This window comes from Paraburkholderia phenazinium (genome assembly GCF_900100735.1).
In the GTDB taxonomy this organism is placed as follows: Bacteria; Pseudomonadota; Gammaproteobacteria; order Burkholderiales; family Burkholderiaceae; genus Paraburkholderia; species Paraburkholderia phenazinia.
In genome coordinates this window covers 99,746-119,912 of the sequence record NZ_FNCJ01000020.1, presented here as the reverse complement: position 1 = coordinate 119,912, position 20,167 = coordinate 99,746, and the positions used below count along the sequence as shown (strand labels likewise).

Below are 20,167 nucleotides of genomic sequence, written 5' to 3'. Positions count from 1 at the left end.
CCGGATCAAGTGCTCGCGCACTTCGCAAAGCATGCTGCCAGACACACCGTGTTTTCCGATGCCTCGCCCATCTTATTGCTGGACCATCACCTGCCTTGTGAATATCGTGAAATTTTCCGGTCTTAACGCGCAGACGCTTGCGCGCCCCTTCCTGTCAATCGTCGTCCGGCCATTCCTTCGAAGGCGTCTTGTGATTGCGGCTTGCGGCGCACTGCTACTGGCGGCCTGCCACCCGCGCGAAACCGTCGCCCCCGAGCCCAAGCCCGTCGTCGCTATCACGGTTCATCCCGACGGGCGCTCGGCGAGCGCCTCGTTGCCGGCTCAGGTGCAGGCGCGGTATTCCACGCCTCTTTCGTTCAGGGTTGGAGGCAAGGTCACCGAACGGCGCGTGCGCATCGGCGATACCGTCAAGGCGGGACAGGCCGTTGCGCTGCTCGACCCTACCGATCTGCGCAATAACCTGGTCAACGCACGAGCACAGCTCAACGCCGCCGAACATCGTCTCGTGTACGCCAGGCAGCAGCTCGACCGCGACCGCGCTCAGGCGCAGGCAAACCTGATCGCAACAGCGCAGATGGAGCAGACCCAGGACACCTATGCTTCCGCCCTCGCGCAGCGCGATTCGGCGCTCGCCCAAATGGCGCTCGCCTCGGATCACCTGAGCTACGCCACGCTCACGGCAGACCACGACGGCGTCATCACCTCGGAGGACGCCGACACCGGCCAGAACGTTCAGGCAGATCAAGCCGTCTATCACCTCGACTGGTCGGGAGACGTGGATGTTGTCTGCGACGCGCCCGAGCAGACACTGGGCGCATTGACGGCCGGCAGCAATGCGCGCGTAAGTCTGTCCGCGCTGCCCGGTAAGACTTTCGAGGCGCGCGTGCGCGAGGTGTCGCCCGCCGCCGACCCGCAAAGCCGCACGTGGCGCGTGAAGCTTACGCTGGCCACGCCGAGCCCCGAAGTTCGCCTCGGCATGACGGCCACTGTCACGTTCGATGCGGTCGGCGACGCGCCAACTGCACGTCCGTTCGCGCTGCCTGTGACGGCGCTCTTTCACAAAGGCGAGGACCCCGCTGTTTGGGTGGTGCGCGCGAGCAGCGACACCCTTGAGCTGCGCCCTGTCAGCGTCGCGCGCTACGACGAGCGTACGGTCTCCGTCACCGGCGGCCTGCACGACGGCGATCGCGTCGTGATGCAAGGTGTGCACGCAGTAAGCGCTGACGAACACGTGCAGGTGATAGCCCCGTTGCACCCCGAGGATTTTTCGTCATGAACGCACGCGACCGTGAAACTGCGCGTGGCAGCGCGCCCGTCACCTCGTCCGACGCCGAGGCACATGGCGAAGACGGCTTCAATCTTTCCGCGTGGGCGTTGCGCCATCAGCAGCTCGTGATCTTTCTGATCGGGCTTGCAACCCTGTTCGGCGTGATCGGTTATACGCAACTTGCGCAATCGGAGGATCCGCCTTTCACGTTCCGGACCATGGTGGTCAAAACTTACTGGCCTGGCGCAACTGCCCGCGAGGTGCAGGAACAGGTCACGGACCGGATCGGCCGTCAGCTGCAGGCGGCGCCGTATGTCGACAACATCAAGAGCTACTCGCGGCCCGGCGAGTCGATGATCTTCTTCGCCATGAAGGACTCGGCCCCGGTCAAAGAGGTCCCAGAGACCTGGTATCAAGTGCGCAAGAAAGTGGGCGACATCGCGGCGACGCTGCCCAAGGGGACGGTTGGACCGCTTTTTAACGACGAGTTCGGGGACGTCTACACAAACATCTATGCGCTTGAGGGCGACGGCTTCACGCCTGCGCAACTGCACGACTACGCGGACCAGTTGCGCGCCATCCTGCTGCGCGTGCCCGGCGTCGCCAAGGTCGACTACTTTGGCGACCCGGACCAGCACATCTTCGTCGAGATATCGAATGCAGAGCTAACGGGGCTCTCTATCACGCCGCAGCAGCTCGCCCAGGCAATCGACGCACAAAATGCGGTGGCGCCCGTCGGCACCATTACGACGGCGGACGACCGGGTGTTCGTGCGACCGAGCGGCGCGCTCAAGGATGTGCAGGCGCTCGCCGACACGCTCATCACCGTGAACAAACGCGTGTTCCGCCTCGGTGACATCGCGAAAATCACGCGCGGTTATGACGATCCGCCCGTCACCCAGATGCGCGTCGGGGGGCAGGCGGTGCTCGGCATCGGCGTAACGATGCAAAAAGGGGGCGACGTGATCAGCCTCGGCAAGGCGCTCGACGCGAAAGCCGCTGAACTGCAGGCGGCCCTTCCTGCAGGACTCAAACTGGCTCCCGTCTCGAGCATGCCTCACGCGGTCAAGCATTCGGTGGACGAGTTTGTCAGGTCGGTCGGCGAAGCGGTAGCCATCGTGCTAGTCGTGAGCCTCGTTTCGCTCGGCCTGCGCACCGGCATGGTCGTGGTGATCTCGATTCCGATCGTGCTCGCCGTGACGGCGCTGTGCATGCATGTGTTCAATATCGGGCTGGACCAGGTTTCCCTTGGCACGCTCGTACTCGCGCTGGGGCTGCTCGTCGACGACGCGATCATCGCCGTCGAAACGATGGCCGTGAAGCTCGAGCAGGGGTGGAGTCGCATGCGCGCGGCGGCCTTTGCCTACACGAGCACGGCATTCCCGATGCTAACCGGCACGCTCGTGACGGTATCGGGCTTCCTGCCGATCGCGCTCGCGAAATCGAGTACGGGCGAATACACGCGATCGATCTTCGAAGTGTCGGCCATTGCGCTGATCGTCTCGTGGTTCGCGGCCGTTGTGCTGGTCCCGTTGCTGGGCTTCCACATGCTGCCCGAGCGCAAGAGCCACGAGAGTGGCGGGCACCATCACGAACACGATGTTTACAACACCGGCTTCTACCGACGCCTGTCGGGGTGGGTCTCGTGGTGTATCGAGCGTCGTTGGGCCGTGCTAAGTGTCACTGCCGTGCTCTTTGCGATCGCGATGGCGGCCTTCACGCGCGTGCCGCAGCAGTTCTTCCCGAACTCGGAACGGCCGGAGCTGCTCGTGGACCTTAGGCTGCCGGAAGGCGCTTCGTTCGAGGCGACGCTGCGTGAAGCCAAGCGCCTGGAAAAGGTGCTCGACGGCAATCCCGGGATCGACCACTTCGTCGACTTTGTGGGCACCGGTGCACCGCGTTTTTACCTTCCGCTCGACCAGCAGCTTCAGCAGCCTAACTTTGCTCAGTTCGTGATCACGGCAAAAAGCGTCGAAAACCGCGACGAGTTGATGCGCTGGCTCGATGCCAAACTCGGGAGAGAGTTCTCCGGCGTGCGCACGCGTGTGGCGCGGCTCGAGAACGGTCCGCCCGTGGGTTTCCCGATCAAGTTCCGGGTGAGCGGTAACGATATTGCGACCGTGCGCTCCATCTCTGAAACGGTCGCCGAGAAGGTTCGCGCCGACTCCCGCACACGCAATGTCCAGTTCGACTGGGACGAGCCGGCGGAACGGTCAATCTCGTTCGAGATCGATCAGAACAGGGCGCGGCAGCTTGGCGTCACATCGGAGGACGTATCGAACTTCCTCGCCATGACGCTCTCGGGGTACACAGTCACGCAGTACCGTGAACGGGACAAGCTGATCAACGTCGATCTGCGTGCGCCGAAGAGCGAGCGTGTTGATCCCGCGCAGCTCACGAGCCTCGCGATTCCGACGCCGAACGGCCCGGTTCCGCTTGGTTCTCTCGGACACGTTCGGGACACGCTCGAATACGGTGTGATCTGGCAGCGCGACCGGCAGCCGACGATCACGGTACAGGCTGACATTCGGGGCGACGCGCAGGGCATCGACGTGACCCGCGATATCGAGCACTCGCTTGCTGGCGAAAAAGCCAGACTGCCGGTGGGTTATCGCATCGAAGTAGGTGGCGCAGTCGAAGAAAGCGCGAAAGGCCAGACCTCGATCAACGCCGAGATGCCGCTCATGATCATCGCCGTGCTGACGCTGCTCATGATCCAGCTGACGAGCTTCCTGCGTACGTTTATTGTCGTACTGACAGCACCGCTCGGGCTGATCGGCGTCGTGGCCGCGCTGCTCCTGTTCGGCAAGCCCTTTGGTTTCGTCGCGTTGCTCGGCGTGATTGCCATGTTCGGCATCATCATGCGCAACTCCGTGATTCTGGTCGACCAGATAGACCAGGACATTGCGGCGGGGCAACGGCGTTTCGACGCGATTATCGGTGCGACGGTGAGGCGCTTCAGGCCAATCATGTTGACGGCCGCCGCCGCTGTGCTCGCCTTGATTCCACTCTTGCGCTCAGCGTTCTTCGGGCCTATGGCGACTGCGTTGATGGGTGGTATCACGATTGCCACGGTACTGACGGTGTTCTTTCTGCCGGCACTCTACGCGACGTGCTTCAAGGTCCGGCGCGACGAGTGCGGGATGCAACCGGTAGTCGTCGAGCATACGGAGATTTGATCATGAAGCTTGCCTATAAGACATCCGTTCTCGCCGTGGCTACGGCGCTCGCGCTGACGGGCTGCTCGTTCGGCCCCAGCGGCGAGCCGCCGGCAATGCCTTCGCCCGAGTACTACGGGGCGCAGGCGCAGCCCTCGAAGACTGTTGCCGCAGGCGGTATTGCGCAGCGGTTCGATATCGGTGCGACATCGGTGCCGCAGTGGTGGCGGCTTTATCGGTCCGACGCGCTCGATGCACTCGTCGAGGAAGGGCTGCGCAACAGCCCAACGCTTGCGGCTACGCAGCGGACGCTCTCCGCCGCGCAAGAAGAACTGCGCGGGCAGATCGGTTCGTCCACGCTGCCGTCGGTCGACGCTGCCGCTCAGGTCGAGCGTGCACGTTCACCGGTCGTGCCCGGCATCGGCCCAAGCGAGGTCCGCTATAACTTCTTCGCCGGGCAGATTCAAACGCACTACACGTTCGACCTCTTCGGCGCGACGCGCTACGCCAACGCGGCGGCTGCCGCTCGCGTGAATGTGCAGGCGTATGAACTGGAAGCGGCCCGGCGCGCGCTCGCCGCCAACATCGTCGGCACGGCGATCAACGTGGCGGCGCTCGATCGCCAGATCGCGCTCTCCGAACGGCTCGTCGCCGTGGCGAGCGAAACTGCAAACGATGATCAACAACGATACGTGCTCGGGTCCATTTCGCACGTACAGGCGCTCAACTCGACGCAGGACTCAGATTTGATCGCGGCGAGTCTTCCGGCCTTGCGCCAGCAGCGCATCTCAGCCCTCCACGCGCTGGCGGTACTGATGGGCCGGACACCCGATAACGCACCGACTGTTCCCGACTTCGACAGCATGGCGTTGCCGGACCAAGTGCCGGTCGTCGTGCCGTCGGATCTCCTGCGTTCGCGCCCGGACATTCAGGCAGCCGACGCCGCCGTGAAGGCCGCCGCGGCCGACGTTGGCGCCGCGACCGCGCAACTCTTTCCGAGCCTGTCGCTGACGGCCTCGATGGGCCGCGGCGGCTTTAGCTGGCCCGCGATGCTTTCAGGCGCGGGCGGGCTCTGGGAAATCGGTGCGGGCCTGTCGCAGCCGCTCTTCCACGGTGGGGCGTTGTTCGCACAACGCAGAGCCTCGATCGATACCTACGATGCTGCGGTTCTGCACTACAAGTCGACGGTCCTGTCGGCATTCCAGGATGTCGCGGATTCGCTTGCCGCACTGGACAACGACGCGCAGATGCTGGCGTTAACCGAAAGAGCGGCACAGGCAGCACATGCGGCATTCGAGGAGACGGCGTCGCGCACCCGCCTGGGTTCGCTGCCGTCAACGGCACAGCACGCCAGCGAGCAGCGACTTCTCAATGCACAGCTTGGCGCCGTTCGCGCCGGGAGCCAGCGCATGAGCGACACCGCCGCGCTGTTCCAGGCGATGGGCGAATTGCAGGACGATCAGCCGCACATGACCTCAAGAGAATGAACTTGATTCCGTGAGGTCGGGGAGAGCGCCGCGATGAATCGCTTCGCTCTGCATGGGGCGACACCTGCGATGCCAGGTCAGCCCGACCAGTTCGTTATGCAAGAAATAGGTTGGGCCGTCGGCTAAAGCGATTGAGTTGGCGCTACCGCCTGCGCCGCATCATCGCGTCGGCGGTTGAGCGGAGCCCAGACCCAGAAACCGCTTGATGGGCAAGGCCAGCCGGAAAGCACTTTTGCTCATCGTACCGGGTCGGTGACCCTAATCCCGTCACGTACGTTGTCGTCGCCCGCCTCATGGCGCATCGACTTCCGCCTCGATGAGCGGCAACGCTCGCATTGCAATCTTCTCCGCCTCGGCACGCTTGAGTCCGAGTGTTTGCAGAAGCATTGCCGCCGTGCGTTCGGCGAAGTGCTCTCCGCTGAAGCCAAGTTCGTCGAGCAGTTGCGCCGCCGGCGCGCCAGGCGCGACGAAATTCAGCTCGGCTGCAACCGCCGCGAGCACCGTGCCGCCCACCGAAAGAAAGCCGATGAAGGGGTCGGCGACCATAAAGCGCTTGGCGGCGATGCCATTTCCGATATCCCGCAGCAGCCGCTGTCCCAGCCCGCGGCTCAGCATACCCGCAGAAAACCCTTCGCGTATCAGGAAGCGTCCCCATACGGGGTCGCGCCGCGCACGCATCAGGGTATGACGCACTGAGACGGCGATCACTTCTGCCGGGTCGGACAGGCCCCCCGCGAGGCGATCGAGCATGTCGGCGAACTCCTCGAACACGTTGTCTACAAGCGCCGCGTAGATGGCTTCCTTCGACTCGAAGTGGTTGTAGAACGATCCGAACCCGACGTCGGCGGCCTCGGTGATTTCGTTGATGGCTACGCCTTCCATGCCCTTTTCGGCCATCAGCCTGAGGGCCGCGTCGAGCAGGCGGGCCCGCGTCTCGCGCTTACGACGGGCACCGCGCGGCTCGCGTTCTTCGGGAGCGGCAACCGGGGAGACTGGCGCCGCACGGGAAGGACGCTTTGCTGTCGGGCGATTTGAAGTGTTCGGCATGATCAGTCCAGTTTTTGCCATACCGAAGTATAGATGCTATCGTCTATGTTGACAAAATAATCAGTTATGACTTTAATGTCACTAACGGCCACTTAGCGCCGGTCTAGCAAACAACAGACGGAGTGACTGTGGAGACAGCAGCAAGAGATGGTTCCGCGCCGTACAGCCGGAATGGCGGGGGTCGTGCGCCGATCGGGGCATTTCCGCGAGCCGTGGACGTTTTATTGGTGGGTTGCGGACCGGTGGGTGCAACGATTGCCAATCTGTTGGCACGGCACGGTGTGAACGTGATGGTTGTCGACAGGTCGACTGAAGTATTCACGGCGCCCCGTGCGATCGCGCTCGACAACGAAGCGCTGCGCATCCTCCAGCTTGCCGGTGTTGCGGAGAGCGATTTCGAGACGATCGCCATACCGTACGTCCGCATGAGGTCGCCCATGTTGGGACTGTTCGGCAGGGTGAATTCGCTGGGCAGCCTGGATGGTCATCCGAAGCTCGTCACCTTCTACCAGCCAGACCTGGAGCGGTGTCTGCGCGCCCGGCTCGAGACATACGACTGTGCGCATATCGCGTTGGGGGTCGAGCTCAAGAGCTTCACGGAGGAACGGGATCATGTGCTCGCATCTTTAGATCTTGGCCAGGGGCGCACTCATGTGGTCCGGGCCCGCTATCTGGTCGGCGCGGACGGGGCGAGTTCATTGGTACGCCAGCTCATTGGGCAGGAATTCAAGGGCAAGACATTCGTCGAGGACTGGCTGATCGTCGATGCCCGCAACGTACCGCGTCCGATCGATCACATCGAGTTCATCTGCGATCACCGCCGGCCGATCCCGCATATGGTCGCGCCTGGCGGTCGCGAACGCTGGGAATTTATGCTCCGGCCTGGCGAGCGCCGCGAGGATATGGAATCCGAGTCGTGTATCCGGGATTTGCTTTCCCCCTGGGGCAGGGTGGAAGACATGATCATCGAGCGCAAGGCCGTGTATCGCTTCCATGCGCGCGCTGTCGATGCATTCAGCAAGGGCCGGGTGTTCCTGGCGGGCGACGCGGCCCACATCACGCCCCCATTCGTTGGGCAGGGATTGGTCGCAGGTCTTCGGGACGCCGCCAACCTTTGCTGGAAGCTCGCATGGGTGGTGCAAGGACGTGCCCATCCAGAGATTCTCGATACCTATGACGAGGAGCGGCGCCCCCACGCGAAGGCGATGATCAACCTCGCGAAGTTCATGGGCAAGCTCGTCATGCCCCGGAGTGGTCTCGTCGCCTTATTGACGCACGGGTTGATGCGTGTGTCGAGACTGATACCGCACCTGCGCGCGCAATTCGAGGAACTGCAGATCAAGCCGAAGAATGCATTCCGCCACGGGCTGTTCGTCAAGGGCCGCTCGTCGACGAAGCTTGTTCGTGGCGCAGTCATCGCGCAAGGCTGGGTGAGAGGTTCGGATGGCACCACGCGTCTGAGCGACGAGGTGCTCGGGCAGGGTCTCGCGTTGATCGGGTTTGGCGTGGACGCGGCGGCTGTGCTCGAGCACGCGACGGCAGCAGCGTTTGCGCGTGCCGGAGGGCGCGTTGTCCAGATTGCCCATCGGGGGCAACGACTGCATCTTGCCCCGCGCGACAGCTGGGAAGACCTCGAAGGCGTATTTCTTCCCGGGCTGGTGCCCCTCGGGTGGGCTGCCGTAGTGCGGCCCGACAAGACGATCGTCCACGACGGCCCAGCCACCGATGCAAACCGTATCGTGCGCGAGAGTCTCGCCTTGCTGGGTAATCCCTTGAGCGCGCGGACTCCGGAAGTCGAAACCGCTATTCGAACCGCCTGATTTCTTATCCGTTATGAAACTGACCACTGCGCAGCCGGCTCGTCATCCTGATCCTACGACGAAAGCGTCGGCATTAGCCTATCTGATATTCGAGCGGCCAGACCTCGGGAAGGCCGAGCAATTTCTCAATGATTTCGGGCTGCAGACCGTATCTCGCGGTGAAGCGCAATTGCTTCTGCGGGGAACGGGTGTTTCGCATTTCTGCTATGTCGTCCAGAAGGCGCCGAAATCCCGGTTCGTCGGTTTCGGGCTGCAGGTCGATACCAAGGCCGATCTTGATGCACTTGCAAAACTGCCTGGCGCCTCTGAGGCCAAACGGTCGTCCCTGCCCGGTGGGGGTTATATCGTACGGCTAACCGATCCTTCCGGCTTTCGCGTCGATGCAATATGCGGCCAGGCGCCAGCTTCGACTCTGTCTCATCGGCCGCCATTGCCGTTCAACTCCGTGGATGCGGCCGTCCGGATTAACGGGACGCAGCGACCGCCGGAGCGCGCGCCTGAAGTTATCCGGCTCGGACATGTCGTGCTCGAACTCGCCGACTATCAGGAAACCTGCGCATGGTATACGCAGCATTTCGGCTTCATCCCGAGTGATGTGCAGGTGCTTCCCGATGGCTCGCCCGTCGTCGCATTTATGCGGCTCAATCTTGGTGACAAGCCGGCCGATCACCATACGCTAGCGCTTGCACAAGGCTTCCTGCCTACCTACAGCCATAGCGCCTACGAAGTCGTCGATGCGGATGCAGTCGGTATGGGTCAGCGCGTCCTGCGCGAGAAGGGTTGGACGCACGCGTGGGGGATGGGCCGCCATATCCTGGGCAGCCAGATCTTCGACTACTGGCAAGACCCGTGGGGCGACAAGCATGAGCACTATTGCGACGGCGATCTCTTTACGGCCGATGCTCCGGCGGGTGTACACGCGGTGAGCCGCGAAGCAATGGCGCAATGGGGACCGACGATGCCGCGCAGCTTCACGAAGCCCAAATTCACGCCGGCAAGCATTGTGGCGCTCTTCAGAAACCTGCGTCGCAGCCCCGACCTGACGCTGAGCAAGCTGCGGACGCTGGCGAAGCTTTTCGCTTGAACCAATCCCTTCCATAGAATCCGGAGATAGATAAATGGCACTTCACGTTCTGCATTACCTGCACCATGGCCGCGCCCAGTGGGGCGTGGTCGCTAATGGCACGATCACGCCGATTCCCGGCGAGTTCAGGACGACCGCCGAGTTTATCGAGGCCAACCCGGTCGAACGGCTGTTCGTGCTGAGCGGTCCGACGATTCCGGAATCGGAAGTGCAGTGGTTGTCGCCCGTGACCACCAATCAGCAGTTCATCTGCCAGGGCGCGAATTATCGCCAGCATATGATCGAGTCCGGGATGGACCCGGATGTGAAGAAATTCAACATGATCTTCACCAAGGCGACAAGCTGCATCGTTCCCGCCGACTCTCCAGTGGTCAAGCCCAACGAGGTGCAGTTCCTCGACTACGAGATCGAACTCGGTCTCGTCCTCAAACGCGACATTACGTCGCGCGAAACTGTCACCGAGGAGAATCTGCACGACTACATCGCCGGCGCCGTGATCGTCAACGACTATTCCGCGCGAGATATCCAGATTCCGCAAATGCAGTTCTACAAGGGCAAGAGCTATCGCTCTTTCGGCCCTGTCGGCCCTTACCTTTGTCTCCTGGAGAAACAGGATATTCCAAAGCTACAGGAGCTCGTGCTGACGCTGACGGTAAACGGAGCTGTCCGCCAGAACGACTCCACGGCCGGCCTCGTCTATGGCCCGGCAGAGACCTTAACGGAGCTTTCCGGCGTACACGACCTGCGCGCCGGTGACCTGCTCGCGACCGGCACGCCCTCCGGCTGTGCCCTGAGCATTCCGTCACCGGAAAAGATGCGCGCCGCAGCGCAGTTGCCTGATGCGGAAAAATGGCGTCTTTTCCTGAAGATGCAGGAGGAAAGGCCGCAGTACCTGCGCGCGGGTGACGTCGTGGAGGCGCATATCGTCAGCCATGACGGCTCGATCAACCTGGGCGTACAGCATAACGTCGTTGTGGCAGAAGCGGCATGAAAGGCGTCGCAAACGTACACGATGTACTTGACATTGAAACGCAGGGACAGCCGGCTGATCTTCCATCGAGTACCTACGAGATGATCTGTCGGGGCGCCGCCATCAATCCATTGGCGCCCGCGCTTTCGTTCTTTGCAACGGCCGACGACCACCGGAACGCCGAATGCTGGACGTATAGCGAACTTGTACGTGATATCACGCGAACCGCGAACATGTTTGCGCGCTTGGGAGTACAGCGCGACTCGGTGGTCGCATACGTTCTGCCCAACCTCCCTGAAACGCACTTTGTGATCTGGGCCGGCGAAGCTGTCGGGATTGTCTGCGCGATCAACCCGCTGCTTGAGCGCGAAGCTATCGGCGAACTGCTTAACGCGTCAGGAGCGAGCGTGCTCGTAACCTTGGCGCCGTTTCCTGGAACCGACCTTTGGCTGAAGGTGCAGGCAGTGCTGCACAAGGTTCCGTGCCTGCAACACCTGATACTCGTGAATCCGGCTGACCGCATGCTGGGCGAAAAGGGATTTGCGGCCCGGATGCTTCAACGTGACGAGTGCTCAAAACTGCATGGGCCTGGCGGCGTTCACGGTGCCGTTCCTGCGCATGTCGGCGTCCATGATTTTAGTATGGCAATGGCGCGAGAATCCGGGGCGGCGCTCAGCGGCACGCGTCGAACGAGCATCGATGATATATCGTCGTTCTTCTGCACGGGCGGAACCACGGGACTACCCAAGATTGCGATTCGCCGGCACGGCAACGAGGTGGCCAATGCATGGAACGCGGGTCAATTCTTCGGTGAAAGCATTGGTCCTGGGAAAACGATTTTTTGCGGATTGCCTCTTTTCCACGTCAATGCCGTGATCGTGACGGGTCTGCTGGCGTTCTCGCGTGGTGCCCACGTCGTGCTCGGGACACCTCAAGGGTACCGGGGCGACGGTGTTATAAAGCGCTTCTGGGAAATCGTTGCCCATTACCGCATCAACTTCTTCAGCGGTGTCCCGACACTCTACGGATCGCTGCTGGACATCCCGGTTGGCGAGCACGATATCAGTTCGCTCGAGTATGGACTGTGCGGCGCTGCCCCGATGCCGGTGGAATTACTTCGCGCTTTCCAGGATCGTACAGGAATCAGAATTCTTGAGGGTTATGGCCTCACGGAGGGTACCTGCGTTAGCAGCGTTAACCCGCCGCTTGGCGAGCGCAGGGTCGGTTCGATTGGTCTTCGTCTGCCCGGTCAGGCGATGAAAGCAGTGGTGGTCGACGAAAGCGGCCGGTATGTACGGGATTGCGTTGCGGATGAGGTTGGCCAACTGGTTATCTCCGGGCCAAACGTGTTCGTCGGCTATACACGGCCGGAGCAGAACAGTGGCATCTGGATGGAAGGTAGTGACGGCGGACTCTGGCTCAATACCGGAGATCTCGGCCGCTGCGACCCGGATGGTTACTTCTGGCTCACCGGCCGGAAGAAGGAGCTGATTATCCGGGGCGGACACAACATTGATCCTGCGGCAATCGAAGAACCGCTGCATCTCCATCCCGCAGTCCAGATCGCCGCAGCCGTAGGACGCCCCGATATGCATGCGGGCGAGTTGCCGGTGGCCTATGTCCAGCTAAAGCTAGGCGCAACCACAACCGAAGCGGAGTTGGCCGAGTTTCTGCGTCGCGTGATCAACGAACGCGCCGCGTTGCCAAAGGGGATACGGATCGTGGACACGATGCCGTTGACGGGCGTCGGCAAGATCTTCAAGCCGGCGCTGAAAAGGCGTGAAACGGCAGACGCCCTGGAGTCGGCCCTCGTAGAGGCTGGCGTCGAGAATGCGATCGTTAGCCTCATTGATGACACCTCGCTCGGAATGTCACTCCACGTAGAACTTGCCGACCCCGCGTTCGAAGCGTTGGCGATTTCCGCGCTCGGGCGCTTTCCGTTCGCATTTTCGATTTCGGCCGCGGCGAGGCCATCACGGACCGAGCAACCGACGGAGACAGACGACGCATCGACAGATACGCGGGCCAGCCCAACGTGACACGAGCCCCGAGATAAAACGGACGCGCTCGGTCATGCGCCCAGACTAGAGGCTAGTCAGCGTATACACGCCTCGCCATGCACGCTTATTAGGGTGCAGGGCGATCGCAGTGTGCCCGTTGTGTCTATAAGAAAACGGGAAAACAAACAATTAGACGATCGAGCGGCAACACCACCGTTTCATAAAAGATTTCCAGACAGAGAGACAGGAGAAGAGACATGAGGAATTACAAACGCGCGATGAGGTCGGTCTGTATGGCAGCTTGCATTTGCTCGGCGGCGCTTATCGACAATGCCAATGCGCAGTCGGCCGGAAGCGTGACACTGTCGGCAGGCTGGCTTCACATTGCGCCACAGGGCGACGCAACGCCACTAACCGTGGAAAGCATTGGCGGCGTGCCGGTGAACCAGCAGCTAGCCGGTACCGGGGCGCATGCCAGTTCGACGGATACGGTGGGAATTACCACCGAGTACTATGTCACGGACAACATTGGTGTTGCCACGCTGTTTGGAATGCCGTTGAAGGTGAATCTGGTTGGCGATGGCACGCTGCAGAAGTATGGCAATCTTGGCTCGACGAAGCCGATGCCGCCCGCCCTCGAACTTCGATACCACCTGTTTTCAGCCGAATCGAAATTCCGTCCGTTCGTCGGACTCGGCGTGAACTATACGTGGTTCACGCAGGTTCGGACAACCAATAGCACGTTTGTCTCCGACAGTCTCGGTCCAGGCGGCTCGGCACGAGCGACCCTCAGTTCATCGTGGAATCCTGTATTCGAGGCCGGGGCAAATTACGCGATCACAAAACATTGGTCGGTCGGAACCTCTCTCGGCTACGTTCCAGTGAAGACCCACCTGACGCTATACGGGCAAACCGCGACTGGAACACAGATCGTTTCCAAATCGACCCTCCGGCTCGATCCGCTTAACGTCTTCCTGAACGTCGCCTATACGTTCTAGCGCGTACAGGTCGTCGACGCGCCAATAGAGGGTTTTGAACGCTTATCAAAGACACGGACGTTATTTTTTCGCCACCAGGACCTGACTGCAGGCCGCGACCTCACGGTCGATTACACATATTGCGCCACACACAGCGCAGGGAACAGACGCGAGAGCATCTGCTTGAGGCTGCGCGGAAGATGTTCGTCAAAAAGGGATTGGCCGCTACAAGCGCGGAGGACATCGCCGAGACGGCTGCCGGCCCACGCCGGATGCTCAAAATGAATCGCCGCGTCGAAACCACTACCAGCAAGAATGAACGGCTCCATACGCTCGGCGATATGCACGGTAATGTTCGGATGCTTATTTTGAAAGCGTTTCAGCCGAGGGATAAGCCAACGGGTGGCGAAGGTCGGAATTGCGGCGACCTCGATGCTCGCGCCCTCGATGGGCTGACCCATCAGATACAGGCTGTCCCGTTCCAGCCGATCCAGACTCTCACGAACCTGCAGCGCGTATCGAGTGCCGTTGGGCGCAAGCCGAACCCGATTTCCAATGCGCTCGAATAGCGCGACGCCCAAAAACGCCTCCAATCGACCAATCTGACGACTGATGGCGCCCTCGGTCAGCGCCAATTCCTCGGCCGCGCGGGCGAAGCTGCCGTGTCGGGCCGCGGCCTCAAAAGCCAGCAGCGCGGAATTGCTTGGAATCTTACGTCGCATTTGAGTCTTGCCGGTTGGTATGCATTCGACGCCAGCTTGAGTAAACATCACTGAAGGCTGAATTTATATCGCTATATACACGGGAAATGTCAGCTTAGCATTACGTTACTGCAATGAACATAAATCGTTTGCTGCAATACGCTCATCCGTCACGAAGGACAATCTGATGATCTACACCGTCGAATGCAGCTTCGCTGATCCCAACAGCGAAGCCGAATGGAACGACTTCTACAGCCTTAAAAAACTGCCCGCCCTCATCTCGGTGACTGGCTTTCACACGTCGCAGCGCTTCAAGTCCTTAAGCGGTGGTTGCCCGACCTACCTCGCCATCCACACGATTGACGGACTCGATGACCTGACAGGGGAGGAATATCGCCAGAAAGGCGGCGGCAATTTTGCAAGGTGGCAGCAACACATCACCGACTGGCACCGAAATCTCTATAGCGACATCGGCCTTGCGCCGGCGGTCAATGCAGACGAACTCCTCGCGCTTTGTGCAAGCGGGCCCGAACATCTGATGCAGATGGGCCTCACGCCGTTGGCAATGCAAGCCGTTGCGCTAGAGAAGCTTCCGGAACGTCGTTGGCTCGCGAGATTGCCTGGGCGAAACGCTCAGCTTGTCGAGAGCATGTCTGAACGCGTCCACCTTTACTCGCCGATGACGGAGCAACTGACAAGCACCCGCACTGTTTCGATGGGACAGGAGACATAGATCCGCGATGCCCAACGTCACGCCCGAAATCAGGAACTCTTCTGGAGAAGCATTGTGTCCACCATTACCTTTCCACGTCAGCGAGCCGGGGATTTCACGATCACCGCCATCAGCGACGGCTACCTCACCGCTAGCCTGGACTTCCTGTCGAATATCGACCCGTCCGAGGCCTCCAGAATGCAAAGCGATGCAGGGCAGCTGGAGCCTTCCGACGTGCATATCAACTGCTACGTGGTACGCGGAGCGGGCCGCACCATTCTCATCGACGCTGGGGCTGGAGGCATCAAGCAATGGGGCGGCCGCCTGAGAGCGAATTTATCGCTTGCTGGTGTCGAACCCTCCGAGATCGACACAATCCTGCTCACACACGCTCATCCCGACCATGTCGGAGGGCTAGTCGACACAGCCGGACACATTACCTTTCCGAATGCGGAGCTTGTTGTTCACCAGCAAGAGGTCGAATTTTGGCAGGATGACGGAAATCTAAGTCGTGCCAGCGAGCGTGCCCGCGGCAACTTCCTGATAGCGCGTCAAGTGTTCGACGGCTACCGCGGCAAGCTTCGCACTTTCAATGAGGGGGAGGTGCTTCCCGGTATCAGAGCGATGCCGCTACCGGGACACACAGATGGGCACTCCGGATATCTTCTCGAATCCCGTGATCAGAGCCTGCTCGTTTGGGGGGATATTGTTCATTTCCCTCACATCCAGATCAAACGGCCGGACGTATCGATTGCATTCGATCAAGACCCCTCCCTGGCAGCCATCACACGATCACGGCTTCTGGACATGGTCAGTTCGGAGAGGCTGTTGATCGCAGGCATGCATTTGGGGGAACTCGGCTTCGCGCGAATCAAGCGAACGAGCGGGAGCTACGGTCTGCTTTACGAGACCGAAGCCCCAGTTTGAACCCGCGCTCGGCTCAAAGTCGGTTCAATCCGCTCAATCCGCCGGAATGCCCTGGCGGCGGATCGGCGGAATGGGAATGCCCAGCGCAACCATCTGGCGATACGGGTTCATGAATTCGCGCTGTTCCTTGATCTTCCCGTCGGCCAGCAGAAACGCGTGGATGAAGTGGTTTTCGTAGCGGCCGTCCGGATAGCCCGGAAACAGTATCTGGCCCGCGCCATCACATTCGACCCACCAGCGGTTCGGATCCTGGGTCTCGAAGATCGAGACATTGGTCCATTCCCAATCCGGAAAGCACTTCAGCGACCACGCGCCATGAGCCTTGAGATTCTCATGGCCGCGCGAGACGATCGGTTCGAGCGTGTCGTTCGTCCACAGTCCACCCACGCCGTCCGGTGCGAATAGCTGGTAGCGGGTCAAGCGTCCTTCGCCGCGCCGGCTCATGTAATCCTCGATCACCGCGCGGTGGCGACGCCGCAATGCCTGTTCGTCGTTCAGTTGCGAGGCCGTTAAAAGATCCTGCGTCATCGTGTTTCTCCTTAATTCTGTTGACAATAGATGCGTATGCGCGAGCCGGTTGGGCCTTTACCAGCGGATCAGGTTACCCTGCGCAACAATCGTTGCGGTGCCCGACACACGGATCGGCCCCAGGTTGCTGAAGGTGCCGGAGACGGTCGCATGCATCACCGAGCGGCGGCCCATTTCGACGCCTTGTTCGATCACCACCGGCTGCTCGAACTCGACCAGTCCATGGCGGATCAGATGCAGCGCCAGAGGGCCGGCGGCCGAACCCGTCGCGGCGTCCTCCGCCACACCATATGCCGGAGAGAACATCCGCATGCGCCACTCGCTCCCCGAGCCGGCAAAACAGTTGGTGGCGACGTCCGGCAGTTGTGCAAGCACACGCAGATCGGGCTTGACTGCCGAAAGGTCCGCAATGCTGGGCAGGCCGACGAAGACATGCCGCGGGCCATTCCGGTAGACCTCGACAGGCAGTGTCGAAGCCCGCAGGCCGAGCCCTTCGAGCAGCACGTGTTCGAGTTCGTAGTGCGACCATGTGGGAATCGGTTGTTCCATGGTCACCAGAGTCACAAGGCCTTGCGCATCGCGCTGCAACTGGAATGGCACCAGCCCCATGCCCGTTTCCATCACGAGCTCGCTTTTGGGGTGCGTGCCCCCCAGAACGACAGCGGTGCCCAGTGTCGGATGCCCGGCAAACGGCAGCTCGTTGACGGGTGTGAAAATGCGCACGTGATAGTCGCCGTCGCCCTTCGGCGGAAAGACGAAGGTGGTTTCGGAGAGGTTCAGTTCGCGGGCAATGCGCTGCATATCCTGCGCGGAGAGACCATCAGCGTCAGTGAAGACTGCGACCGGATTTCCGCAGAGCGGGGTATCCGTAAAGGCATCGGCAACTACATAAGCATATGACGTCATGAGAGGCTTCCTACGTGACTAAAGTGAATCGGCGAACCGGTATTCAGTTGACTTGCGGTAGCGTTGACCCGGTTGCTTCCAGCAGCGCTTGCGAGACGATCTCGATGCCGTGCTGGGTCAACACCGACTCGGCGTGGAACTGGATCGACGAAAAGCCGCTGCCACGTAACGCATGCACTTCGTGCGAACTCTCGTCGCGACAGACTTCGACCAGCATGTCGCCGTGCCATAGCTCGTTGTCGTGATACGTCGCGTTGAAGGTGTTGTAGAAGCCGACCCGCTCCGGGGTGCCGAAGTAGTTGATCTCGCGCTGCACGCCCTGATTTGGCTGACGCCGGCACACCAGCGGCAGGCCCAGCTCCAGGCACAGCAGTTGGTGGCTCAGGCAAACCGCGAAGAAGGGCTTGCGCTGCTTGAGGCTAGCGGAGATGGCTTGACGCAGCGCGCGAATACGCGGGTCGTCGAGGTTATGCGGGTCGCCAGGCCCCGGGCCGAAGACGGCGAGGTCCCAGTCGCCGTTGCGCACGCGCTTGTCGTCGTAATGGGCGATCGAGATCTTGAGTCCCATCGCCCGCAACTGCTGGCCGAGCATGGCCGTGAAGGCATCCTCGGCATCGATGATCAGCAGTTCCCGCCCGGAAAGCCCCGGGATGATCTGGCCGCGCTGCCCGGCGTCGGCTTGCCAGAACTTGGAGATGCCGTCGTTGCGGCTCTGCAGCGCGGAAATCACGATCGGATTACTGGAGAAATCCGGCGCCGAGTTTTGTCCGAGCGCATTCAGTACGGCAAGTGCCTTGGTGCGCGTTTCTGCGGCTTCGGATTCGGGATCCGAGTGCCTGACGATGGTCGCGCCAACCGAGATGCGCAGCGCGCCGGCGTCGTCTATGTCCGCCGTGCGAATCAGAATCGCCGAATCGAGCTCGACCTGGTCTTGCGCATCGCGGCCGAGCAGGGCGAGGACGCCGGCGTAATAGCGCCGTCCTTCGGGTTCATACTTCGCGATCACCCGGCAGGCATTCTCGATCGGGCTTCCTGTGACCGCTGGCGAGAACAGGGTTTCGCGCAGGATCTCGCGCGGGTCGGCGTCGGTTTCGCCCTCGAGCACATACTCGGTATGGGCGAGCCGCGACATCTCCTTGAGGTGCGGGCCGATCACTTTGCCGCCGTTCTTGCAGAAGCGAGCCATCATCTTCAGCTCTTCGTCGACGACCATGTATAGCTCGTCGTTCTCTTTCTTGTTCGCGAGGAACTCCACGATTCCCTTGAGCGTCGGCCCGGTAGGCGGATAGCGGTAGGTTCCGCTGATCGGATTCATGCTGGCCACACCGGCCTTCAGGCTGACGTGACGCTCCGGGCTCGCACCTATTAGCGTTCGTTCGCCGGTGTGAACCAGGAGGGTCCAATAGGCGCCGGTCTCGCGACGAACCAGGCGGCCAAATGCGGTCAACGCAGTCTCGAGCGAGTACCCGGCAAGATCGGCCTGGAACGTACGCTTCAGGACGAAATTGGAACCTGCGCCGGTGCCAATCTCATTGGCGATAATCTCTCTGACCTTGTCCGCATAGGCGGTGTCTTCGACGTCGAAGCGGCCCTCCGAAATGTTGATGTTGCCGTCGGGCCATTGACGCAACGCCTCGTCGAGCGGCACCCTCTGTTCGCGTTCCACGCGAATCACGCGCAGCCGTTCGCCATCGTCGACACTCGCATAGCCGCGCTCGGCGAGCTGGCGGTAAGGAATCACCGCAATCGCGGCGGGTCCATGGTGGCCCGGCGGTGGCACCGGAATCTCGTTCAGCGAGAGGCAGCTCGAGATGTTTCCAGCATAAATCTCCAGTGTAGGGACGCGCTCGGCGCCGGTGCGAACCAGCAGGGCAAAGGCGCCCAGGCGCTCCGGTGCTTCACGTAACAGCGAAAGTAGTGTCTCGCTCATCGCCACACCTCTTCGGTAAACGCCACGACTGCACACGCTTGCGCGGCATAGTTCAGGGCCATCAAATGGCTTTCTCGCGTGAAGTCGGCAACGGCATCGGCCACAATGAAGGTCTCGATGTCGTTGGAGTACGCTTCGATCGCCGTCGCCAGGATGCCGATGTGCGCGTAGACGCCGCAGATCACCAGTTGATCCCGGCCGGTTTCGCGGAACTTGCTGAGCAGATCGGTCTTGAAGAAAGCGCTGTAGCGCCATTTGGTGAAGACCCAGTCGCCGCTGCGCGGCGCCAGGTCGCCGGGGATCTCTCGGTCCACCGGATCGACTGCCATTCCGGGGCCCCAGAAATCCTTCAGCAGTCCTCGTTGCTCGACGGTCATGCCACCGGGCTGCGCGGTATAGGCAATCGGCACGCCGAGCGCGCGTGCACCGCTTACGAGGCTTTCCACCTTTTCCACCAGTGGCTGGGCGAGGGCGTCGCCCGGCAGCGGCCGCAGGAAAAACGGCTGCATGTCGTGCACGAGAAGGACGGCCCGCTTGGGGTCAGGGCGCCATCCGGCGATATTGGCACACACGTCCGACCGTTGCGGAAGGTGATACGGATCGATGATTGGAATGCCTGCCATCTCTTTCTCCTGATTCGATTGAGGTTGGAT

The 20,167-nt window shown here is 61.2% G+C and carries 15 protein-coding genes and 1 pseudogene; 10 read left to right on the top strand and 6 right to left on the bottom strand.

The window, feature by feature from the left end; translation table 11 throughout:
- Window positions 1-97: 97 nt before the first annotated feature.
- Genes BLQ92_RS32100 through BLQ92_RS32090 form a run of 3 tightly spaced genes read left to right on the top strand, consistent with a single transcriptional unit; the run spans window position 98 to window position 5,912 of the window.
- Window positions 98-1,276: an efflux RND transporter periplasmic adaptor subunit gene (locus BLQ92_RS32100; RefSeq protein WP_425194935.1), complete on the top strand. Its 1,179-nt coding sequence runs from the start codon at window positions 98-100 to the stop codon at window positions 1,274-1,276.
- Window positions 1,273-4,446 carry an efflux RND transporter permease subunit gene (locus BLQ92_RS32095; protein WP_090692057.1) on the top strand — a complete coding sequence of 1,058 codons (3,174 nt, stop codon included), beginning with the start codon at window positions 1,273-1,275 and terminating at the stop codon, window positions 4,444-4,446. Before BLQ92_RS32100 ends, BLQ92_RS32095 begins: the two co-directional genes overlap by 4 nt.
- Window positions 4,447-4,448: 2 nt before the next feature.
- Entirely contained in the window at window positions 4,449-5,912 is a 1,464-nt protein-coding gene (locus BLQ92_RS32090) for an efflux transporter outer membrane subunit (protein WP_090692053.1), read from the top strand.
- 291 nt (window positions 5,913-6,203) lie between these two features.
- Here BLQ92_RS32090 and BLQ92_RS32085 read toward each other — a convergent pair whose 3' ends face one another.
- On the bottom strand, window positions 6,204-6,959 hold the full coding sequence (locus tag BLQ92_RS32085) for a TetR/AcrR family transcriptional regulator (protein ID WP_090692045.1): 756 nt from the start codon (window positions 6,957-6,959) through the stop codon (window positions 6,204-6,206).
- Window positions 6,960-7,150: 191 nt separating this feature from the next.
- Between BLQ92_RS32085 and BLQ92_RS32080 the strand changes: the two genes are divergently transcribed.
- From BLQ92_RS32080 to BLQ92_RS32060, 5 genes are all read left to right on the top strand, one after another.
- Window positions 7,151-8,779, top strand: coding sequence for a bifunctional 3-(3-hydroxy-phenyl)propionate/3-hydroxycinnamic acid hydroxylase (locus BLQ92_RS32080; RefSeq protein WP_425194934.1), 1,629 nt, complete (start codon window positions 7,151-7,153; stop codon window positions 8,777-8,779).
- 13 nt (window positions 8,780-8,792) lie between these two features.
- Window positions 8,793-9,863 carry a VOC family protein gene (locus BLQ92_RS32075; RefSeq protein ID WP_090692034.1) on the top strand — a complete coding sequence of 357 codons (1,071 nt, stop codon included), beginning with the start codon at window positions 8,793-8,795 and terminating at the stop codon, window positions 9,861-9,863.
- Between the two features lie 34 nt (window positions 9,864-9,897).
- Window positions 9,898-10,854 carry a fumarylacetoacetate hydrolase family protein gene (locus BLQ92_RS32070; RefSeq protein WP_090692031.1) on the top strand — a complete coding sequence of 319 codons (957 nt, stop codon included), beginning with the start codon at window positions 9,898-9,900 and terminating at the stop codon, window positions 10,852-10,854.
- Entirely contained in the window at window positions 10,851-12,872 is a 2,022-nt protein-coding gene (locus tag BLQ92_RS32065; protein WP_090692028.1) for an acyl-CoA synthetase, read from the top strand. The genes BLQ92_RS32070 and BLQ92_RS32065 overlap by 4 nt, the downstream gene beginning before the upstream one ends.
- A 218-nt stretch (window positions 12,873-13,090) precedes the next feature.
- Window positions 13,091-13,831, top strand: coding sequence for an OmpW/AlkL family protein (locus BLQ92_RS32060; RefSeq protein ID WP_090692024.1), 741 nt, complete (start codon window positions 13,091-13,093; stop codon window positions 13,829-13,831).
- A gap of 215 nt (window positions 13,832-14,046) precedes the next feature.
- Here BLQ92_RS32060 and BLQ92_RS32050 read toward each other — a convergent pair.
- Window positions 14,047-14,532 (bottom strand): annotated as a pseudogene (locus BLQ92_RS32050) (LysR family transcriptional regulator); the annotation flags it as partial.
- Window positions 14,533-14,698: 166 nt separating this feature from the next.
- On the opposite strand from BLQ92_RS32050, the gene BLQ92_RS32045 reads away from it, so the two are divergent.
- Together BLQ92_RS32045 and BLQ92_RS32040 are read left to right on the top strand one after the other, a co-directional pair.
- Window positions 14,699-15,244: a sugar ABC transporter gene (locus BLQ92_RS32045; RefSeq protein WP_090692019.1), complete on the top strand. Its 546-nt coding sequence runs from the start codon at window positions 14,699-14,701 to the stop codon at window positions 15,242-15,244.
- Between the two features lie 54 nt (window positions 15,245-15,298).
- The gene (locus BLQ92_RS32040; protein WP_090692015.1) at window positions 15,299-16,150 is read left to right on the top strand and encodes an MBL fold metallo-hydrolase; all 852 of its coding nucleotides are present in this window, start codon (window positions 15,299-15,301) and stop codon (window positions 16,148-16,150) included.
- 33 nt (window positions 16,151-16,183) lie between these two features.
- Here the strand turns inward: BLQ92_RS32040 and BLQ92_RS32035 are convergent, their stop codons facing one another.
- The 4 genes from BLQ92_RS32035 to BLQ92_RS32020 are packed head-to-tail and all read right to left on the bottom strand — an operon-like array spanning window position 16,184 to window position 20,137.
- Window positions 16,184-16,678 (bottom strand): PhzA/PhzB family protein, encoded by a 495-nt coding sequence (locus tag BLQ92_RS32035; RefSeq protein ID WP_090692012.1) that lies wholly within the window; start codon window positions 16,676-16,678, stop codon window positions 16,184-16,186.
- A 57-nt stretch (window positions 16,679-16,735) separates the two neighbouring features.
- The gene (locus tag BLQ92_RS32030) at window positions 16,736-17,584 is read right to left on the bottom strand and encodes a PhzF family phenazine biosynthesis protein (protein WP_090692009.1); all 849 of its coding nucleotides are present in this window, start codon (window positions 17,582-17,584) and stop codon (window positions 16,736-16,738) included.
- A 43-nt stretch (window positions 17,585-17,627) separates the two neighbouring features.
- The gene (locus tag BLQ92_RS32025; protein WP_090692177.1) at window positions 17,628-19,514 is read right to left on the bottom strand and encodes an anthranilate synthase family protein; all 1,887 of its coding nucleotides are present in this window, start codon (window positions 19,512-19,514) and stop codon (window positions 17,628-17,630) included.
- Window positions 19,511-20,137, bottom strand: a complete 627-nt coding sequence (locus BLQ92_RS32020) for an isochorismatase family protein (RefSeq protein ID WP_090692005.1) — start codon at window positions 20,135-20,137, stop codon at window positions 19,511-19,513. The genes BLQ92_RS32025 and BLQ92_RS32020 overlap by 4 nt, the downstream gene beginning before the upstream one ends.
- Between the last annotated feature and the right edge of the window lie 30 nt (window positions 20,138-20,167).

Bases quoted from the DNA above. Each gene is read 5' to 3' on its own strand.
- BLQ92_RS32095 (WP_090692057.1), top strand. From the start codon at position 1,273: ATGAACGCACGCGACCGTGAAACTGCGCGTGGCAGCGCGCCCGTCACC.
- BLQ92_RS32090 (WP_090692053.1), top strand. From the start codon at position 4,449: ATGAAGCTTGCCTATAAGACATCCGTTCTCGCCGTGGCTACGGCGCTC.
- BLQ92_RS32085 (WP_090692045.1), bottom strand. From the start codon at position 6,959: ATGCCGAACACTTCAAATCGCCCGACAGCAAAGCGTCCTTCCCGTGCG.
- BLQ92_RS32075 (WP_090692034.1), top strand. From the start codon at position 8,793: ATGAAACTGACCACTGCGCAGCCGGCTCGTCATCCTGATCCTACGACG.
- BLQ92_RS32070 (WP_090692031.1), top strand. From the start codon at position 9,898: ATGGCACTTCACGTTCTGCATTACCTGCACCATGGCCGCGCCCAGTGG.
- BLQ92_RS32065 (WP_090692028.1), top strand. From the start codon at position 10,851: ATGAAAGGCGTCGCAAACGTACACGATGTACTTGACATTGAAACGCAG.
- BLQ92_RS32060 (WP_090692024.1), top strand. From the start codon at position 13,091: ATGAGGAATTACAAACGCGCGATGAGGTCGGTCTGTATGGCAGCTTGC.
- BLQ92_RS32045 (WP_090692019.1), top strand. From the start codon at position 14,699: ATGATCTACACCGTCGAATGCAGCTTCGCTGATCCCAACAGCGAAGCC.
- BLQ92_RS32035 (WP_090692012.1), bottom strand. From the start codon at position 16,678: ATGACGCAGGATCTTTTAACGGCCTCGCAACTGAACGACGAACAGGCA.
- BLQ92_RS32030 (WP_090692009.1), bottom strand. From the start codon at position 17,584: ATGACGTCATATGCTTATGTAGTTGCCGATGCCTTTACGGATACCCCG.
- BLQ92_RS32025 (WP_090692177.1), bottom strand. From the start codon at position 19,514: ATGAGCGAGACACTACTTTCGCTGTTACGTGAAGCACCGGAGCGCCTG.
- BLQ92_RS32020 (WP_090692005.1), bottom strand. From the start codon at position 20,137: ATGGCAGGCATTCCAATCATCGATCCGTATCACCTTCCGCAACGGTCG.